This window comes from Pseudomonas sp. Pseusp49, from assembly GCF_059491875.1.
The window spans coordinates 86,939-105,934 of record NZ_CP168514.1; the positions used below are offsets into that span (position 1 = coordinate 86,939).

16 protein-coding genes are annotated in these 18,996 nt (G+C 61.5%); 10 read left to right on the top strand and 6 right to left on the bottom strand.

What is annotated here, in order from left to right; genetic code table 11:
* Window positions 1-32: 32 nt before the first annotated feature.
* Complete coding sequence (locus tag ACEN83_RS00315; RefSeq protein WP_495579199.1) at window positions 33-1,037, bottom strand: AraC family transcriptional regulator; 1,005 nt, start codon at window positions 1,035-1,037, stop codon at window positions 33-35.
* A gap of 100 nt (window positions 1,038-1,137) precedes the next feature.
* Between ACEN83_RS00315 and ACEN83_RS00320 the strand changes: the two genes are divergently transcribed.
* On the top strand, window positions 1,138-2,211 hold the full coding sequence (locus ACEN83_RS00320; RefSeq protein ID WP_495579200.1) for a fatty acid desaturase: 1,074 nt from the start codon (window positions 1,138-1,140) through the stop codon (window positions 2,209-2,211).
* A gap of 132 nt (window positions 2,212-2,343) precedes the next feature.
* Here the strand turns inward: ACEN83_RS00320 and ACEN83_RS00325 are convergent, their stop codons facing one another.
* From ACEN83_RS00325 to ACEN83_RS00335, 3 genes are read right to left on the bottom strand one after another with little or no spacing between them, the layout of a single operon-like run.
* Complete coding sequence (locus ACEN83_RS00325; RefSeq protein WP_495579201.1) at window positions 2,344-3,954, bottom strand: arylsulfatase; 1,611 nt, start codon at window positions 3,952-3,954, stop codon at window positions 2,344-2,346.
* A gap of 15 nt (window positions 3,955-3,969) precedes the next feature.
* On the bottom strand, window positions 3,970-4,785 hold the full coding sequence (locus tag ACEN83_RS00330; RefSeq protein WP_495579202.1) for an ABC transporter ATP-binding protein: 816 nt from the start codon (window positions 4,783-4,785) through the stop codon (window positions 3,970-3,972).
* Window positions 4,782-6,380: an ABC transporter permease gene (locus tag ACEN83_RS00335; protein WP_495579203.1), complete on the bottom strand. Its 1,599-nt coding sequence runs from the start codon at window positions 6,378-6,380 to the stop codon at window positions 4,782-4,784. The genes ACEN83_RS00330 and ACEN83_RS00335 overlap by 4 nt, the downstream gene beginning before the upstream one ends.
* 403 nt (window positions 6,381-6,783) lie before the next feature.
* Between ACEN83_RS00335 and ACEN83_RS00340 the strand changes: the two genes are divergently transcribed.
* Window positions 6,784-7,797 (top strand): ABC transporter substrate-binding protein, encoded by a 1,014-nt coding sequence (locus ACEN83_RS00340; RefSeq protein ID WP_495579204.1) that lies wholly within the window; start codon window positions 6,784-6,786, stop codon window positions 7,795-7,797.
* Between the two features lie 123 nt (window positions 7,798-7,920).
* On the opposite strand, the gene ACEN83_RS00345 is transcribed toward ACEN83_RS00340, so the two are convergent.
* Window positions 7,921-8,841, bottom strand: a complete 921-nt coding sequence (locus ACEN83_RS00345; protein WP_495579205.1) for a LysR family transcriptional regulator — start codon at window positions 8,839-8,841, stop codon at window positions 7,921-7,923.
* A 183-nt stretch (window positions 8,842-9,024) separates the two neighbouring features.
* Here ACEN83_RS00345 and ACEN83_RS00350 point away from each other — a divergent pair, with 183 nt between their 5' ends.
* The 8 genes from ACEN83_RS00350 to ACEN83_RS00385 all read left to right on the top strand — a co-directional run bounded on the left by ACEN83_RS00350 (window position 9,025) and on the right by ACEN83_RS00385 (window position 17,541).
* Entirely contained in the window at window positions 9,025-9,945 is a 921-nt protein-coding gene (locus ACEN83_RS00350) for a TauD/TfdA dioxygenase family protein (protein ID WP_218485797.1), read from the top strand.
* Between the two features lie 133 nt (window positions 9,946-10,078).
* Window positions 10,079-12,439, top strand: coding sequence for a TonB-dependent receptor (locus ACEN83_RS00355; protein WP_495579206.1), 2,361 nt, complete (start codon window positions 10,079-10,081; stop codon window positions 12,437-12,439).
* 259 nt (window positions 12,440-12,698) lie between these two features.
* Entirely contained in the window at window positions 12,699-13,508 is an 810-nt protein-coding gene (locus tag ACEN83_RS00360) for an energy transducer TonB (RefSeq protein WP_495579207.1), read from the top strand.
* A 44-nt stretch (window positions 13,509-13,552) separates the two neighbouring features.
* Window positions 13,553-14,278: a MotA/TolQ/ExbB proton channel family protein gene (locus ACEN83_RS00365; RefSeq protein ID WP_007972931.1), complete on the top strand. Its 726-nt coding sequence runs from the start codon at window positions 13,553-13,555 to the stop codon at window positions 14,276-14,278.
* A 1-nt stretch (window position 14,279) separates the two neighbouring features.
* Window positions 14,280-14,681, top strand: a complete 402-nt coding sequence (locus ACEN83_RS00370) for an ExbD/TolR family protein (protein WP_007972930.1) — start codon at window positions 14,280-14,282, stop codon at window positions 14,679-14,681.
* Window positions 14,682-14,948: 267 nt separating this feature from the next.
* Entirely contained in the window at window positions 14,949-15,530 is a 582-nt protein-coding gene (locus ACEN83_RS00375; RefSeq protein ID WP_007972928.1) for an alpha/beta hydrolase, read from the top strand.
* A 55-nt stretch (window positions 15,531-15,585) separates the two neighbouring features.
* Window positions 15,586-16,506: a sigma 54-interacting transcriptional regulator gene (locus ACEN83_RS00380; protein WP_007972926.1), complete on the top strand. Its 921-nt coding sequence runs from the start codon at window positions 15,586-15,588 to the stop codon at window positions 16,504-16,506.
* A gap of 252 nt (window positions 16,507-16,758) precedes the next feature.
* Window positions 16,759-17,541: a MetQ/NlpA family ABC transporter substrate-binding protein gene (locus tag ACEN83_RS00385; RefSeq protein ID WP_007972924.1), complete on the top strand. Its 783-nt coding sequence runs from the start codon at window positions 16,759-16,761 to the stop codon at window positions 17,539-17,541.
* A gap of 168 nt (window positions 17,542-17,709) precedes the next feature.
* Here ACEN83_RS00385 and ACEN83_RS00390 read toward each other — a convergent pair whose 3' ends face one another.
* On the bottom strand, window positions 17,710-18,906 hold the full coding sequence (locus ACEN83_RS00390; RefSeq protein ID WP_495579208.1) for an AAA family ATPase: 1,197 nt from the start codon (window positions 18,904-18,906) through the stop codon (window positions 17,710-17,712).
* Between the last annotated feature and the right edge of the window lie 90 nt (window positions 18,907-18,996).

Here is an 18,996-nt window from a genome sequence, read left to right on the forward strand (position 1 = left end):
GGCCAGACCAGCCAACTCACCTTCCGAATCAATCAGCGCAACCCATCCCGAAACTGCCCCGGTGTCATCCCTGTCCAACGCTTGAATGCACGACTGAAGCTGCTGGTATCGGCAAACCCGAGCAGATAACTGATTTCGCTCAGCGACACCTGCGGGTCCCGCAGGTGCAGCAGCGCGAGGTTTTCGCGGCTTTCGTTGAGCAGCGTATCGAACCGGCAGCCCTCGTCCGCCAGGTGCCGTTGCAGGCTGCGCAGGCTAAGGTGCAGGGCCTTGGCGATGTGCTCGGCGCTGGGCTCGCCTTCGGGCAGTTGTTCTTCAATGGCGTCGCGGACCTTGCGCTCCCACGTCAGCGGCTTGAGTTGCGCCAGGGTGCGCTTGAGCACGGTTTCGTTGTGTTCGGCCAGTTCCGGATTCGCGTCATCCAGATGGCTGTCGAAATCGACGAGGGCGAATTCCAGTCGGTCTTCGTCGGCGCCGAAGTGCACGGGCGAGCGAAAGACTTTATGCCATTGGTGCGCGTCTGCCGGCTCCGGGCGGCGCAGGTAAGTCTCCAGCGGTGCGTAGTCGCGGCCCAGGCGATTGCGGCAGGTGCGCACGTAAATCGCCATGAACGCATCGATGGCTTCGAAGGCCGGGGCCGGATTGCCAGAGGGGATTTTCAGACGGAAACGGTAGCGATCCTCGGCGCGGGTCAGTTCCAGTTCGAGGGCATCGCTGACCACCTGGTGATAGCGCACGATACGCTCGAACACTTCCCGCAGGCTGCCGCTGGCCACCAGTGCATAACCCAGAGCATGGAAGGTGGTCGGGCTGACGAAACGCGAAACCCGCAAACCGATCGCCGGGTCACCGCTGGCCTGCACTGCCAGATTCCACAGGTGTGTGGTGCCCGACAGGGGATAGCGCGCGTTCGGGTCGTCCATCAGTTGCGGGTCGAGGCCCGATTGCTGGCACAGGGCGGTGCTGTCAATGCCCAGGGCATCGAGCTGCTTGCGCAGGGCGCGGGTCCAGCTGGCGAGGGAGGTCGGTTCAGTCATGCTGATTGGCGCTTCCAGTCAACAGGTTGGCGTTCACGGCTACCGCATTGCGAGGTTCCGCAAGGCAGGATGCAACCATCAATAACCAGAGGATGGAAGCATGGACCGTACTTCTGCAAGCCCCCAACGACTGAATGCAGCCCAACGTTCAGCCCATATCCGTGAAGTGGTGCTGGCCAGAGGTGTCGAATTGCGTGAGAAATACCCGATTCTCAAGCATCAGGACGCCCTCGGCGCAGGCATTCTGACCTTCGCCATCGCCGGTATGGTCGGTTCGGCGGCGCTCTATATGACCGGGCACATGGCCTGGTGGGCGTGCCTGCTGCTCAACGCTTTTTTCGCCTCGCTGACCCATGAGCTGGAACACGACCTGATCCACAGCATGTACTTCCGCAAGCAGAAGGTGCCGCACAACCTGATGATGGGATTGGTGTGGCTGGCGCGCCCAAGCACCATCAACCCGTGGATTCGCCGCCATCTGCACCTCAATCACCACAAGGTGTCGGGCTCTGAGACCGACACGGAAGAGCGCGCCATCACCAATGGCGAACCCTGGGGTTTTGCGCGGCTGTTGATGATCGGCGACAACATCATGTCCTCGGTCATCCGCATGCTGCGCGCCAAAACCTGGGCGATGAAGTTCAGCATCATCAAACGCACGCTGAAGGTCTATGCACCGCTGGCGCTGATGCACTGGGGCGCGTGGTACGTGTTTCTCGGTTTCCATGCAGCGAATGGCGTTGCGCATCTGATGGGCGCACCGATCGAGTGGTCGGCGACGACGTTGTCGGTGATGCAGGTGATCGACATTGCAGCCGTCGTGATCATCGGCCCGAACGTGTTGCGCACCTTCTGCCTGCACTTCATCAGTTCGAACATGCATTACTACGGTGACGTGGAGCCGGGCAACGTGATGCAGCAGTGCCAGGTGCTCAATGCCCCTTGGCTGTGGCCGCTGCAGGCGTTCTGCTTCAACTTCGGCAGCAGCCACGGGATCCATCACTTCGTGGTGAAGGAACCCTTCTACATCCGCCAGTTGACCGTACCGGTGGCGCACAAGGTGATGCGCGAGATGGGTGTGCGGTTCAATGATTTCGGTACGTTTGCGCGGGCGAATCGGTTTGAGCGCAGGGAAGAGTTGGTCGCGGAAAAGGGGCGTACGGCTCAGGCTTAAGGGTTGTCTGTAAGGGCCTCTTCGCGAGCAAGCCCGCTCCCACAAGGGATCTCGGGTGTTCACAAGTAATGTGTTCACTGAAGATCAAATGTGGGAGCGGGCTTGCTCGCGAAAGCGTTGTATCAGACACCATCAATCCGGCTGAAACGGCGACTCACTCAAGATCACCCCAGTCTCATCCACATACCGCTGCCAATGCTCGATCAAGGCACTGAGCCGCTGCGGCTGGGTCGACGCCAGGTCATGAATCTCCCCCGGATCACTGCCCAGGTCATACAGCTGCCAGGTCGCCGGCCCCACCGGTCCCGGGATGTACACCGCCTTCCATTGCCCCTGTCGAATCGCCCGCCGACCGAACAATTCCCACCCGGTCACGGTGTGCTCGTCATGTACCTGCGCCGTCTCGCCCGACAGGAACCCCAGCCACGACTTTCCGCGAACTTGCGCCACGGGTTTGCCGTGCCATTGCTTGCCCGGATGGCGCACGCCGGCCAGGTCGAGAATGGTCGGCGTGATGTCCATCACCGTGCCAAACCCATGGCTGATCTGGCCCTTGAGCGGCAACTGCGGGTAATGCACCAGCGCCGGCACGCGAATCCCGCCTTCGGTGGTGAAGGCCTTGAACAGTCGCGACGGCGCGGTCGCCACTTGCGCCCAGTTCGGCCCGTACCAGACGTAGGAATTGGCCCGGCCGATGTTGTCCAGGCTGTTGTCGTAGTGCTGGTTGAGATAGGTCAGCAACTGCGGACCGAATTTCGGGAAAGCCTCCAGCAATGCCCCTTCGGCACCGTTGTCGGACATGAACAGGATGAAGGTGTTGTCCAGTTGTCCCTGCTGGCGCAAGTAATCGACGACACGCCCGATGTTCCAGTCCATGCGCTCGACCATCGCCGCGTAAACCTCCATGGCCCGCGCAGAAATCTGCCGTTGCTCGTCGCTCAGGGCATCCCACTGTGCAGTCAACTGGATCAGCGGATGCGGCTCGACATCGGCCTCGATCAATCCCAGCTTCTTGAGTTTTTCCAGACGTTCCAGGCGCAGCACTTCAGGGCCGGCGTCATAGCGCCCACGGTATTTTTCCACCACCTCGGCCGGTGCCTGCAACGGCCAGTGCGGTGCGGAAAAGGGCAGGTAGGCGAAGAACGGCCGGGTCTGGTCGCGCTCCTTGAGGTATTGCAGCAGCTTGTCGCCAAAGGCATCGGAAGAATAAAAATCCTTCGGCAGTTCGTCGATGAACCGGTCGTCTTCGATATACAGCGCCGGCGTGGATTTCAGCAGCCGTGGCGTCGTTTCATCGTAGGTCGGCTCGAAGCCGTAATGGTTGGCCGCACCGGGCAACAGCGAAAACGAACGCTCGAAACCTCGGGCGTGGGGTGCCAATTCGGCGGTCAGGCCCAGGTGCCATTTGCCGCTCATCAACGTCTGGTAACCCGCCTCGCGCAGTAGCTCGGGCAGGGCGACCACGCGGTCGTTCAAGTGCCCTTCATAACCCGGTTTGCCGATCAGGTCCGGGGTCAAGGCTTCGGCCATGGTGCCGATGCCGGCGATGTGGTGATCGGTGCCGGTGAGCAGCATCGAACGGGTCGGCGAGCAGGTTGGTGCGGTGTGGAAATCGGTCAGGCGCAGGCCATTGTTGGCCAGGGCATCGAGGTTTGGTGTATTGATTTCGCCACCGAAGGCGCCGAGGTCGGAAAAGCCCAGGTCATCGGCCAGGATCACTAAAAAGTTGGGACGTTGCGGCATCAAAAATTTCCTTTTTCAGTAGGCAATGAAGGACAGCGGCAGATCGCGGACCTGCACCGGCACGGGAGGCTGGTAGTGACCGTCGCTGGTGAGTTCGTGAAGCAGTTCTTCGCGCAATTGGTGGAAGTCGAAACTGCTGCGCTGGCGTGGATGGGGCAGGGCAATGTCGACCACTTGCTTGATCCGCCCCGGACGCGGCTCCATCACCACCACGCGGTCGGCGAGGAAGATCGCTTCCTCGACATCGTGGGTGACCAGCACTGTGGTGATTTTTGCCCGCGCGCGGATCGCCAGCAGTTCGTCCTGCATCTGCTGGCGGGTCAGTGCGTCGAGAGCACCGAAGGGCTCGTCCAGCAACAGAATCCGTGGGCTGGCCACCAGGCCGCGGGCGATGGCCACGCGCTGCGCCATGCCGCCGGAGAGCTGGTGCGGATAGGCGCGGGCGAAGTCGCCCAGGCCCACCAGCTCGATGAAGTCATGGATACGCCGGTGCTTTTGCGCGGCGCTCAATGGCTCGTTGACCAGGCCCAGGCCGATGTTGTCGGCCACGCTCAGCCATGGGAACAAACGGTGTTCCTGAAAGACGATGCCGCGCTCGCCACCGATGCCGCTGACGGCTTTTCCGTCCACGGTGATTTGCCCGCGAAATTGCGTATCCAGGCCCACCAACAGCCGCAGTAAAGTGGATTTTCCGCAACCGCTGGAGCCGACGATGGCGACGAACTCGCCCTCGGCGATTTCCAGGTTGAATTCGCGAATGGCCTCCAGTTCGAAGCCGTCGACGTCGAAGGTCTTGCCCACGTGATTGAAGCTGACAATCGGTGCGTTCATGCGTGTCTCCAGCGAGTGGCGCGGATTTCCAGGCGTTGGCCAATGAGGTTGAGCAGGACGCCGGTCAGGCCCACCAGCAGCATGCCGGCCATGATCAGGTCCATGCGCAGCAGTTGCTGGGCGCCGATCATCTGGCTGCCGATGCCGCCGTTGGACGGCATGAAATATTCGGCGCCGATGGTGCCGAGCCAGGCGTAGATCAGGCTCAGACGAAGGCCTGCGAAAATTCCCGGCGCCGCCCCCGGCAACACCAACCGACGCAGGCGCTGGCGCAGATTCAGGCGCAACACTTGGGCAGCCTCGTTGAGTTGTGGCGAGAGATTGGCGACGCTGCGTTGGGTGGCGATGAACAGCGGGAAAAACGCGGCGAGGGCGACGAACACCCACTTGGCCAATTCCCCCAGGCCGAACCAAGCGGTGAGCAGCGGCACCCAGGCGAATATGGCGATCTGGCGGAGGGCGGCGAGGGTCGGGCCGAGCACGCGTTCACTGGTGTGCGACAGTCCAAGCAGTAGGCCCAGAGCAAAGCCGAGCCCGCCACCGAGCAGTAATCCGCCAAGGGTTCGGCCCAGGCTCAGGGCCATGCCGCCAACCAGCGTGCCGTCGAGCAGGCCATGCCAGGTGGTGTGCAGGACGGCCAGCGGGCTGACCAGAATGTTCGGGTCAATCCACTGCTGATCCGAGCTCAATTGCCACACCGCCAGCAGCGCCAGTGGCAGCAGCCACGGTTGCAGCCGTTGCCAGCCTTGATAACGCGGCCCGCGACGGATTTCGGCAGTGGCCGGGTGCGGCCAGTGCACCAGCTTCCTGTCCAGCAGGCCGATGCCGCGGTCCATCGCCACGCCGATCAAGCCGATCACCACGATGCACACGAAGACGATGTCGAGCATGAACAACTGGCGTGCCCAGACCATCAGGTAGCCGATGCCTTCGCTGGACGCGAGCAGTTCGACAGCGAGCAGCGAGGTCCATCCGGCGGCCAGCGCAAGGCGCACACCGGCCATGAAGGCCGGCAGTGCGGCGGGCAGCACCAGGCGGCGGATCAACAGTTGCCTGGGCAGGCGCAACACGGCGGCGGCTTCGCGCAGCCTGGGTTGCGCATCGCGCACGCCGACCAGTGTGTGCAGGGTCACCGGCACCATGATGGCCTTGATCAGCACCACCAGTTTCAGCACTTCACCGATGCCGAAAAACACCATGAACAAGGGAATCCAGGCCAGGGTCGGGACTTGCGCCAACCCGGCGAAGGTGGGGAACACCAGGCGTTCGAGCGTACGACTGAAACCCAGCGCCGCGCCCAATACCGCACCGACACTGATCCCCGCGAGCAGGCCCCAGGACAAACGTTGCAGGCTGATCCACAAATGGCTCCACAGCTCGCCTTGGGACAATTCAACGGCACTGCTCCAGACCAGGGTCGGCGCCGGCAGGATCTGCTCGCTCATCCAGTGGTTGCGGCTGGCGAGCCACCAGAGGGCACACAGGCTGAAGGGTAATAGCCAGGGCAAGAGCCGCTGGCTCAGCGTCGGCCAATGTCGTCGACCATCAAGCCGAGGTGCGGCCAGCGGCAGGCTCAGAAGGGAAACACGGGCCATGGGTGACCTCCGTTGTCGGGTTGCAATGCAAGCCTGTTTTTTGTGGGAGCGAGCTTGCTCGCGATGAGGGTGTGTCAGGCGACTTATGTGCTGGATGACACACCGCTATCGCGAGCAAGCTCGCTCCCACAGGGGGTTAAGGTGTATGCGAAATTGATCTATAAAAATTCAAGTCAATGCTATTGAGAGATAAGCGAGACCATTTAAGGCCTCCATCAGCCGCTGCATCCAATGCATTCCAAGAATATTTTCAATGCTGCCAAGGCATACCCGGCGGAGAGGTCCGCCGGTGTTGATATAGATCTATATGATCTAAAAATGTGAATTTATAGTATTTAAGTGTTGGTTCTGAATCGGCCTACTTTCGGCTCCTCAACGCCCGTTGCCCCAAGGAGCCGCACCCATGAACCTTCCCTTCAAACGTGTCATCAACCTGTTCGCCGCACCGGCCCTGGCGGGTCTGCTGGCTTTCACGGCCAACGCCGGTGAGCTCAAGGAAATCCGCATCGCCGTGCCGGACCTGAGTGCCGGTACCCAGCACAGCGGTGGCGGTGTAGTGGATGTGTTGCGCGATCAACAGATCTTCGAAAAGGCCTTTGCCGATCAAGGCATCAAGATTCAGTGGAGCTTCTTCAAGGGCGCAGGCCCGGTGATCAACGAGGCGTTCGCCAACGGTCAGGTGGACCTGGCCTACCTCGGCGACCTGGCAGCCATCATCGGCAAGTCCAATGGTCTGGATACGCGATTGCTCAGCGCCTCGGCGCGCGGGGTCAAGCACTACCTCGGCGTGGTACCGGGTTCGGGGATCAAGACCCTGCAAGACCTCAAGGGCAAACGCGTGGCGATCTTCCGTGGCACGGCCAGCCAGTTGTCCTTCGATGCGGCGCTGGCCAGTCAGGGGTTGAGCGAGAAGGATGTGAAAGTCATCAACCTCGACTTCAACGCGGCGGTGGCGGCGCTGGCGGCGAAGCAGATCGATGCCTCGTGGGGTGGTTCCGGGCTCACCGCGTTACAAGCCAAGGGACTGGCTGAGTTGCCTCTGACCACCAAGGACCTGGGCGGCGCCGGCAGTGTGCAGGCCGTGTTGGTGGGGACCGGGAAGTTCGTCGACGAGCACCCCGAGGCGGTCGCCACACTGCTCAAGGCTCAACAGCAAGCGGTGGCGTGGCTGACCCAGGACAGCAACAAGGACGCTTACGTTCAGTTGGTGTCGGGGTTGGCGAGCTACCCGCCGGTGATTCTCAGCCAGGATCTGAAGGATCAGAAATTGAGCGAGGTATTCCCGTCGACACTTGATCCGGTGTTCCTTGGCAAATTGCAGGATGCGGTGGACCTGGCGTCGCAGCAGAAGCTGATTCGCAAGTCGTTCAAGGTGGCGGATTGGGTGGCGCCGGAGTTGGCTGCGGCAAAACTTTGAATCTCTAGCGTCAATTCGGACGCTTTCGCGAGCAAGCCCGCTCCCACACTGGTTCTGCGTCGTACACAAATTTTGTGTTCGCTGGAAATCCAATGTGGGAGCGGGCTTGCTCGCGAAGAGGCCCTAAACCGCGACGCTGATCTGCTGCCTGTCCACCGCCACCAACGTCTCGATCATCGCCCGCGCCGCCGGCGACAACCGGAACCCGGTGCGGCTGACAATCCCGCACCGCGCATTCATGCTCTCGATGTTCTGCGGCAAATTACGCCAGTGCAGCAGCACCAGCGCACCTTGGGCAATGTCTTCAACAAAGGCCTCTTCAGTCCCCACGCCAATCGCATTCGATTGCAGCACCACCTTCACCAGCGCCGGAAAATGTTCGGTCTCGAGGGTCGGCGAAAAATCCACCCGCCCACTGAGATTCGCCAGCAGTTTGCGAATGCCTGGCGGGATCTTCGTGGTCGCCAGCGGGTAATCGAACATGTCGTTGGTCGACAGGCTCTCCTTGGCCAGCAGTGGATGCCCGGGACGGCAGAAAAACACACCGCGCTTGGGCGTCAGCGCCTGGGTCTGGAAGTTCGGGTCGGACTCGAAGTGGCGGATGTCGGCGATGAAGAATTCGATCTCCTCACGGCTCAGGGCGCGGCTGAGTTTTTCCCAGTTATCCACCTCGAAACAGGTGCGCACTTTCGGGTGTGCATTGATGAATTGTGCCACCGCATCCGGCACCAGTTTTACCGCTGGTGCCGGGCCGCAACCGAAACGCAGTTCACCGGCATCGAGCTTGGTCATCTGCGTCACTTCCGAGCTGAGCAGCGCCGCACCCTGAACCAGGCTGCGGGCATGTTGCAGCACCACCAGGCCCTCGGGGGTGGGGCGCAAATCCTTGTTGCCACGGTCCACCAACACGCAGCCGAACTCTTGCTCCAGCCCCTGGATGCTGCGGCTGAAGGCCGGTTGGGTAATGCCCATGGCCTCGGCCGCGCGCACGAAACTGCGGTGTTCGTCGAGGGCGATGAAGTAACGCAACTGGCGAAGATCCATATGCTTTTCCGGCATCCTAAAAATAGCTCGAAGGCATTTGCGACGAGGGTTGACTGAGGTTTTAAATGCAACCTCTTATTCCGTCAACGAAGCATGTAGATATCTATTAGATCTAAAAGGAATATAGATAGAGCAGTGTTTCGCGGCCGGTTCAACCGCAAGCAGTCTGATGAGGGTCTACCCATGAGCAATGCCGCTTTCGCAGTACAACCCGCTGTTCACGCGCTTGAAATCCATCCGGTGGCCGGTCGCATCGGCGCCGAAATCCGTGGCGTACAGCTTTCCGGCGAGCTGGATGCCGCCACTGTTGAAGCCATTCAACAGGCGCTGCTGCAATACAAAGTGATCTTCTTCCGCGAGCAGACCCAACTCGACGATCAGCGCCAGGAGGCGTTCGCCCACCTGCTCGGCGAACCGGTGGCCCACCCGACCGTGCCGGTGCGTGAAGGCACGCGTTTTCTGCTGGAACTGGACGGTGCCGAGGGCCAGCGAGCCAGCTCCTGGCACACCGACGTGACCTTCGTCGAGGCCTACCCCAAAGCCTCGATCCTGCGCTCGGTGGTGGCCCCGGCCTTCGGTGGCGACACCCTGTGGGCCAACACCGCCACCGCCTACAACGGGTTGTCGGAGGAGCTGCGTGAGCTGGCCGACAAACTGGTCGCCGTGCACAGCAACGAATACGACTACGCCGGGACCCGGCCGGACGTTTCGGCGGAGAAGCTGGAGCGTTATCGCAAGGTCTTCACCTCGACGGTTTACGAGACCGAACACCCGGTGGTGCGCGTGCACCCGATCAGCGGCGAGAAGAGCCTGTTGCTGGGGCATTTCGTCAAACGCATCAAGGGCTACTCCCAGGCCGATTCGGCGCACCTGTTCGGGTTGCTGCAAAGCCATGTGATCCGCCAGGAAAACATCGTGCGCTGGCGCTGGAAGGCCGGTGACGTGGCGATCTGGGACAACCGCTCCACCCAGCATTATGCGGTGGATGACTACGGGACCCAGGACCGGATCGTGCGCCGTGTGACGCTCAAGGGTGAAGTGCCGGTGGGTGTGAACGGGCAGGTCAGCCAGACCGTGAAAGGGCCGGATATCGGCGGCGTCTGAGCCGACGCCTTCGCGGGCAAGCCCGCTCCCACAGGGGATCTCCAGTGTTCACACGGTCAGTGTGGGAGCGGGCTTGCTCGCGAAGGCGGCCTGGCAAGCAACAAAGAACTTTTTTTGATCGGGAACCCGCCTTATGAGTCCGTTGCATTTCGCCCCAACCCACTCTCCACAACGGCTCAAACGCCTACCCCTGGCTCTGCTACTGGCAGGCAGCGCCGGCTGGACCCAAGGCTATGCGGCCGAAAGCGCCACCCCTGAAACCACCCCGGCAAAAACCGCCACGGCCGACAATACCCAACTGGCAACCGTGACGGTCACGACTCGCCGCCGCGAAGAAAGCTCGCAGGACGTACCGACCCCGATGAGCGTGGTCAGCGGCCAGACCCTGGAAGCCCAGCGGGTCTATCGCCTCCAGGATTTGCAGCAACTGGTGCCCAGCGTCAACGTCGCCTACATGCATGCGCGCCAGTCCAGCGTGTCGATTCGTGGCCTGGGCAACAACCCGGCCAGCGATGGCCTGGAAGGCAGTGTCGGCCTGTACCTCGACAACGTTTACCTCGGCCGGCCAGGCATGGCGGTGTTCGACCTGATGGACATCGAGCAGCTCGAAGTGCTGCGCGGTCCGCAAGGCACCTTGTTCGGCAAGAACACCACGGCCGGTGTGATCAACATCAGCACCCGCGCGCCGACCTTCACCCCGGAACGCAGCATCGAATCTTCGGTGGGCGAGGATGGCTACTTCCAGACCAAGGGCACGATTTCCGGCCCGCTGAATGACCAGCTCGCCGGGCGCTTTTCTGCGTATCGCACCCGCAGCGACGGCGATATCAAGAACGAATTCGACGGCCACGATTTGAACGGCGGCTCGCGCGATGGCTTCCGTGGCCAGTTGCTGTTCAAGCCGAACGAATCGTTCAACCTGCGCTGGATCGGCGACTACAACGAAGAAGATTCCAGCGCCGGCACCCGCATGTTGTTCAACACCGGGCCGACCATCAATGGCACCAACCTTTACCAGACCCGGGCCAATGCCACGGGCGCGACACTGGTCGACGGCACCCACCGCAAGGTCAACCTGAACAACGACCAACATGTCACCGTGCATCAGGGCGGCACGTCGGTGGAGGCCAACTGGACGCTGCCGAGCGACTTCACCCTGACGTCCATCAGCGCCTATCGCTGGTGGAATTTCACCCCGCGCAATGATGACGGCCTGAACGCCACCGTCTTCTACAACGCCGGGGTGTCGGTGGAGGACAAGCAGTATTCCCAGGAGTTTCGCCTGGCGTCGCCTACCGGCGGGTTCTTCGATTACGTGCTCGGCGCTTATTACTTCGGCTCCGACCTGGACAACAAATCCTTCACCTTTTACGGGCCGCAAGCAGACATCTGGAGTGGCACGCCCAACGGTGCGCTGAACAACATCGACAGTGTCGGCAACGGTCATATCGAAACCAACAGCTTCGCGCTGTTTGCGCAGGGCACCTGGCACCTGACCGAACGCCTGGATTTCACTGCCGGCCTGCGCGGCACCTATGAAGAGAAAAACGCCTGGGTGACCCGCAATGCACCCGCCGGTGGTGCCGCAGTCACCGGCGCGGCGGCCGCGGCACGACGCGCTCGTGCGGGGGCCTACGATTCCGGCGATCTGAACCAGTACAGCTCCAGTCCGTCGGGGCTGTTGAACCTCAGCTACCACCTCACCGACGACCTGCTCACCTACGCCACCTTGTCCCACGGCGAAAAATCCGGTGGGGTCAACCTGGCCGTCGGTATGGCGCCTGTGGCCGGTGCCGACTCGTTGCTGATCGGCACCGAGCGCGCCAACAACGCGGAGCTCGGTTTCAAGAGCACCCTGTGGGATCGTCGCCTGCAACTCAACGCCAACCTGTTCTGGACCCAGGTCAACGGGTACCAGACCAATGCCTATGACGAAATCAATCGCGTGCAGTACCTGACCAACGCCGGTTCCGTGCGCTCCCGTGGCGTGGAGTTCGAAAGCACCCTGATCCCGCTGCGTGGCCTGACGCTGAACATCAACGGTTCGTACAACGACGTCAGCTACCTCTCCTACAAGGATGCGCCGTGCCCGCCGGAAGTCAGCCTGGCGCCGGGCGCTCCGGCGTCTTGCGACCTCACTGGCCATCAAGTGGTCGGCGCCTCGAAATGGATCGGCAACGCCAACGGCGAATACAAATGGAACCTGAGCAACGGTTTCGAGGAGTACGTCACCGCCAGTTATGCGTTCCGCTCCAAAGCGGTGGGCACGGTGGAAGACTCCGACTTCGGGCAGATCCCGAGTTATGCGGTGGTCAACCTGTCCACCGGTTTGCGCGGCGACTTCAACCAGGGGCAGTGGGACGTTTCGTTGTGGCTGAAAAACGCCTTCGACAAAACCTACTACACGACGCTGTGGACGGCCGCCAATGGTGGTTATGAAGGCCTGCTCGGTACGCCACGCACGCTCGGCGTGACCGGTCGATACGACTTCTGACGGCGAAAACGCATGCTTCGAATGAATACTTTCAATGCCCGCAAAGCATCGGATTTTTTCCGCTGCGCCAGAGCCCTTGAACGGCGGGCTCTGGCGGTGGGTTGGGGGTTCTGGTTATTCGTTTTAAGTCTAAATATAAGTTTAAACATTACTTTAAGAGCTAAGCGTTCAAGCCAATGATTGCTCTACCGGGGCGTCGTCGGGGGATGTTCAGCACGACGTTCCGGTTATCCGCAAAGAGACCGCAGGGAGTTAAACAATGGGCAATGTCCAGATCGCCGCCGGTGCACATGAGGTGCTTTGGCGCCAGGCACCCGGTGGCGAATTGGTCGACCTCGGCCGACCGCACCGGGTGCCCTTGGGGCAGTTGCGTTTGCAGCGAGCCCCCAAAGGCGTCCTTCGCCGGCGTGAAGCAATTGTGCTGGGCGTGCTGGCGTTGCTGGTGCATGGCGCGGTGATCTATTGGGTCAATCAGCAACCGACCCCGGTGCTGCCGATCGTGCCGCCAGAAGTCCCGCCCATGACCATCGAGTTTTCGCGTCCGGCGCCTGCGGTGGTCGAGCCGCCGCCACCGCAACCTGTGCCACCCGTGATTGAGCCGCCACCGCCTGTGGAGGATGAGCTGGCGGTGAAGCCGCCTCCACCGAAGCCGGTTCCCAAGCCCAAGCCGGTCGCCAAACCGCTACCGAAACCGGCGCCAAAAGCCGTTGAGCAGCCACCGGCGCCGCCACAACCGGCAGCACCCGTCGCGGCCCCGGCACCACCTGCACCGTCGGCCCCAGCGCCCGTAACACCGGCCTCCGCCACCGCCGGCTACTTGAAAAACCCGGCGCCGGAATACCCGTCGCTGGCCCAGCGTCGCGGCTGGGAAGGCACGGTGTTGTTGCGCGTGCATGTGTTGGCCAGCGGCAAGCCCGGCGAAATTCAGATCCAGAAAAGCAGCGGTCGCGATGCGCTGGACGACGCCGCGCTGAACGCGGTGAAGCGCTGGAGTTTCGTGCCGGCCAAGCAAGGTGATGTCGCCCAGGACGGCTGGGTCAGCGTGCCCATCGATTTCAAGATTCATTAAACAGAAACCAATTTCGCGCGAAACGTTTACACGAGGAATACATCATGACGTTACTGGCCTCTCCACTTGAATCCATCGAAAGCGCGGTGATCTGGCTGCTGGTGGTTTTTTCCGTCGCGACCTGGGGCCTGGCATTGCTCAAGGGCGTGCAGTTCGGTCGCCTGAAGGCACAGGATCGAAAGTTTCATCAGCAGTTCTGGGCCGCTTCGAGTCTCGACTCGGCGGCCGAACTGAGCGAAACCCGGCCCGGCGCGGCCGCCCGGGTGGCGCAGGCCGGTTATGCGGCCATCCAGGTGGGCGAGACGCCACAGGCGGCGGACTTGAGCCAGGCGATCAACCATCAGGATCGTCTGGAGCGAGCCTTGCGCCAGCAGATCGTGCGCGAGCGCCGGTCGCTGGAAACCGGGTTGGCCGTGCTCGCCAGTATTGGCAGTACCTCGCCGTTCATTGGCTTGTTCGGCACGGTGTGGGGAATCATGGAAGCGTTGAAAGGCATCAGCGCGGCGGGCTCGGCAAGCCTTGAAACGGTCGCCGGACCGATTGGCGCGGCACTGGTCGCCACGGGTGTGGGGATCGCCGTCGCGGTGCCGGCGGTGCTGGTTTACAACTACTTTTTGCGTCGCTTGAAACTGACGGCGGCGGATCTGGATGACTTCGCCCACGACTTCTACAGCCTGGCGCAGAAGAGTTCGTTCCGCGTGCTGATCCACCCGACGGCGCACAAGGTGGCAGCCCAGGGCAACGCGCAGAAAGTGAAGGAGGCGTCCTGAGATGGCCTTCTCCACGCAAGACACCGATGAGGTGCTCAGCGAGATCAACGTGACGCCGCTGGTGGATGTGATGCTGGTGTTGCTGGTGGTGTTCATCGTCACCGCACCGCTGCTGACCAACGCCATTCCGATCAACCTGCCCAAGACGGAGGCAGTAGCGCCGGTGGAGCAGAAGGACCCGTTGGTGGTGAGCATCGACGGTGCCGGCAAACTGTTCATCAACAAGGACGAGATACAGCCGGACTTGCTGGAGTTCAACCTCAAGTCGGCGAAGGCCAAGGACCCCGAGGTGCGCGTGCAGTTGCAGGCGGACGATGGTGTGAATTACGGCGAGGTGGCGCGGGCCATGGCATCGATTGAACGGGCAGGGATTACCAAGTTGTCGGTGATTACTGCGCGTTAACGGATTTTCGTTTTCCGGGGCCGTCTCCTTGGCAGGGTGCGGCCCCTTTTTTATTCCGGTGCAAAACACCAAGCCTGTAGGAGCTGCCGAAGGCTGCGATCTTTTGATTTTGCGTATCAAGATCAAAAGATCGCAGCCTTCGGCAGCTCCTACAGGGGGGATTGATATTCGATGTAGGTCTTAATAAATAGCTTCTTATTCCTTAACGAATATAACTCTCCTCCCTATACTCGACCGGGAACAGACACGCAGCAGGAGAGCTCCCCCATGCGCAACGAATCAATTCGCTACCTGATTGTGCCGGGCTGGCAAGGATCGCCAGAAGATCATTGGCAAAGCCACTGGCAGAACAGCCTGCCGAACAGCGCACGGGTGGAGCAGGCCGACTGGCTGACGCCGCGACGTGAAGACTGGGTCGCGGCGCTGGCCGAGGCGATTGCCGCCGACAGCACGCCGGTCATCCTGATCGCCCACAGCCTGGGTTGCATCACCGTCGCCCATTGGGCGGCCACCGCGCCTGTGCAGTTCCTGCGTCAGGTGCGCGGTGCTCTGCTGGTCGCCCCGGCGGATGTCGAACGCCCGGCTTGTGCACCGGCCTTGCGCAACTTCGCGCCGATCCCGACGGACCTGCTGCCGTTCCCCAGCCAGGTCGTCAGCTCTGACAACGACAGCGCCGTCAGTGCGCCGCGAGCCCTGGAGCTGGCGCGCAACTGGGGTGCCGAGGCGGGGATTCTGGCGGGGGCGGGGCATATCAACGTGAAGTCCGGTCACCAGCGTTGGGAGCAGGGTTTTGCCTATCTCTATCGCCTGCAAAACCGCATGGAACATCACGCCCTGCGCCGCGCTTGAACACTTTCTTTATTTAACGCCCCCGTCTCCCGGCGGTTTTGGGCGGGAGTCTGCCATGAGCTTTGAAACCTTCGGTCAGCCGCTGCTGACCTTTCCCGACGCCGAAAAAAGTCCCCTGAGCATCCGCGCCAAGGCGCTGGTGTTTGTCGATCCGCGTTCGCGGCAATTACGTGAAGACCTTGAGCAATTGGCCACGCGTTCAGTCTCGGTGCTGATCCGTGGCGAAACCGGCACCGGCAAGGAGTTGCTGGCCCGTCATATCCACCGCGCCAGTGATCGCGGCGGGTTGTTCGTGTCGGTCAACTGCGGCGCCATCAGCCCGACCTACGCCGACGCCGAGCTGTTCGGCTATGCGGCGGGCAGCTACAGCGGTTCGGCGAGCAGTCGTGCCGGCTGGTTCGGCTCGGCCAACGGCGGCACGCTGTACCTGGACGAAATCGGTGACCTGCCGCTGCCGATCCAGATCAAGCTGCTCGCCGCCCTGGAGAACCATGAAGTCACCCGCGTCGGCGCGCAGCAGCCGAGCCCGGTGGATGTGCGGCTTGTGGCGGCCACCAGCATCGATCTGGCCCAGGCGGTGGCTGCCGGGAAATTCCATGAGCGGCTCTATCACTACCTCAGCGAGGGCCCGCTCGAACTGCCGGCACTGCGCGAGCGTACGGGAGACATCCTGCCGCTGGCCGAATACTTCCTCGGCATCTACAGCCAGCGCCTCGACCTGCCGGTGCCGCTGATCAGCGAAGCGGCGCAGCTTGTGCTGGAACGCCACAGTTGGCCGGGCAATACCCGGGAGCTGGAAAACATCATTCACTTTGCGCTGCTGGTGAGTACGGGCGACGAGATTTTGCCGGAGCATTTGAATTTGCCTGATCCGCTGGCGCAGATCGACAGTCAGATCAAGCAGATTCTCGCCAATGGATCAGCCGCCGAACAAGCAGCCCTGAAAAACCTCCTGCAAGATGCCCGGCTTTTGTAGGTGCTGCCGAAGGCTGCGATCTTTTGATCCTCGCAAATTCGGGCCGCCAAAGATCAAGAGCAAAAGATTGCAGCCTGCGGCAGCTCCTACAGGGTTGTATGAACAAAATGGAATATGAAGCTGAATAAACGTTATTGTTCGGGAATAAAAAATCCCGGTATTGTCCGCTTCACGCCAGCGATAGCACTTCACTGGCACTCTCATCTTCAAGCCGTCGCCACAAGCGACTGTGATTTTCGATAAGGACACTGCATGAAAAAGGTTCTGTTGTTCACCGCACTGGCGGCTGCCCTGACCGCGGGCCTGGCCCAGGCTGGCGAGAAACTGGTGGTTGCCGCGACCCCGGTTCCACACGCCGAGATTCTCGAGCTGATCAAGCCAACCCTCGCCAAAGAAGGCGTGGACCTGGAAATCAAAGTCTTCACCGACTACGTTCAGCCGAACGTGCAGGTCGACCAGAAGCGTCTGGACGCCAACTACTTCCAGACCCTGCCGTACCTCAAGAGCTTCAACGAAGGCAAAGGCACTCACCTGGAGACCGTGATCGGTGTGCACGTCGAACCTTTCGGTGGCTACTCGAAGAAAGTCAAAACCCTGGCTGAGTTGAAAGACGGCGCGACCATTGCCATCCCGAACGAAGGCAGCAACAGCGGCCGTGCCCTGATCCTGCTGCAGAAGGCAGGCCTGATCGAGTTGAAAGACCCGAAAAACGCCCTGGCCACCCCGAAAGACATCGCCAAGAACCCGCACAACTTCAAGTTCAAGGAGCTTGAGTCGGCCATGCTGCCGCGTGTGCTGGATCAGGTCGACCTGGACATGATCAACACCAACTACGCGCTGGAAGCGGGTCTGAACCCGGCTAAAGACGCGCTGGTGATCGAAGGTGCCGACTCGCCTTACGTGAACTTCCTGGTAGCCCGTCCGGACAACAAGGACAGCGTTGCCATCCAGAAACTGGCCAAGGCCCTGACCAGCCCGGAAGTGAAAGCCTTCATCGAGAAGAAGTACAGCGGCGCGGTATTGCCAGCGTTCTGATTCGCGAAGCAAACCCCTTCACGGTTTCAAACGCCGACGGCTGATTTAGCGTCGGCGTTTTTTTTACGACTGAAGATCAAAAGATCGCAGCCTTCGGCAGCTCCTACATTGGAATGCGTTTCCCTGTAGGAGCTGCCGAAGGCTGCGATCTTTTTTGGTTTTATGCGCTCAATCCGGCCAATACCATGCCGGCTCATCCAGCATGCGCTGGCCCACGATCCCGGTCTGGCCAAGATTTTTCTCCAGCACGATGCAGTTGCAGTCCGGGTCCTCCTGCAACGCCGAAATCAAGCGCCGGGCATGGGACACCACCCACACCTGGCACTGCGCCGAGGCACGGATGATCAAGCGTGCCAGCGCCGGCAGCAGGTCCGGATGCAGGCTGGTTTCCGGTTCGTTCAGCACCATCAGTGTCGGCGGCCGTGGCGTCAGCAGCGCGGCGACCAGCAGCAGGTAACGCAAGGTTCCGTCCGACAGCTCGGCGGCTGACAGCGGCCGCAACAAACCTTCCTGAAAGAACTCGATGGCGAAGCGTCCACCGGGCAGAGGGTCGATATTCAACCGAGCGCCGGGGAAGGCGTCGCTGATCGCCGCCCGCAAGGCGCCGGGATCGCCGATTTCGATGATCGTCTGCAAGGCCGCCGCCAGATCGCGTCCGTCGTGATGCAGCACTGGTGTGCGAGTGCCCAGTTGCGGTTGACGCGCCGGGGCATCGGCATCGCTGCGAAAATGATCGTAAAAGCGCCAACGGCGAATGAACTCGCGCATCTCCAGCACTTCCGGTGAACCGCGCAGGCTGCCGACCTGATCGAACAGGCTGTCGAACGTCGGCGTGTGCTGCGCCAGTACATCCCACTTGCGCTCGGAGCGGGCACGGATCATCGGGCCGTCACGATCGACCAGCAGACTGGCCGGGCGGTAGAACGCGCCTGCCCACAGGCATTCACGTTTGATCTGCGGGTCGAGGCTGAAATAGGACGGGATCGGCGAGCTGTGCCCGGGCAGCATGAAATGGCCATTGGAATCGGGAAGGCCGAGGCTGATCGAGTAGCCGAAATCCTCTCCCGCAAACCCCAGGCGCAGGCGCTTGACGCCTTGGCGCACGGTGGGCTCGATGGCGACTTCGCCGGTGCGCATGCGCCGGGAGAGGGTTTCCGGGCCGGCCCAGAAGGTTGAATCCAGCCCGCCTTCACGGGCCAGGGCATTGACCACGCCGCCGTGGGCGGTTTCCGCCAGCAGGCGCAGCGCACGGTACAGGTTGGACTTGCCGCTGCCGTTGGGGCCGGTGATCAGATTCAGTCGGCCCAGCGGGATCACCAGTTTGTTGATCGAGCGGTAGTTGGCTACCGCGAGCGTGTTGAGCATGTGGGTTCCTGTGGCGGGGTCGAGCGAGGCCCATTGTCCGTTACGGGCAGGTGTCTAGCGCAAGTGTTCTGGACGTAAGGCAGGGTGAAT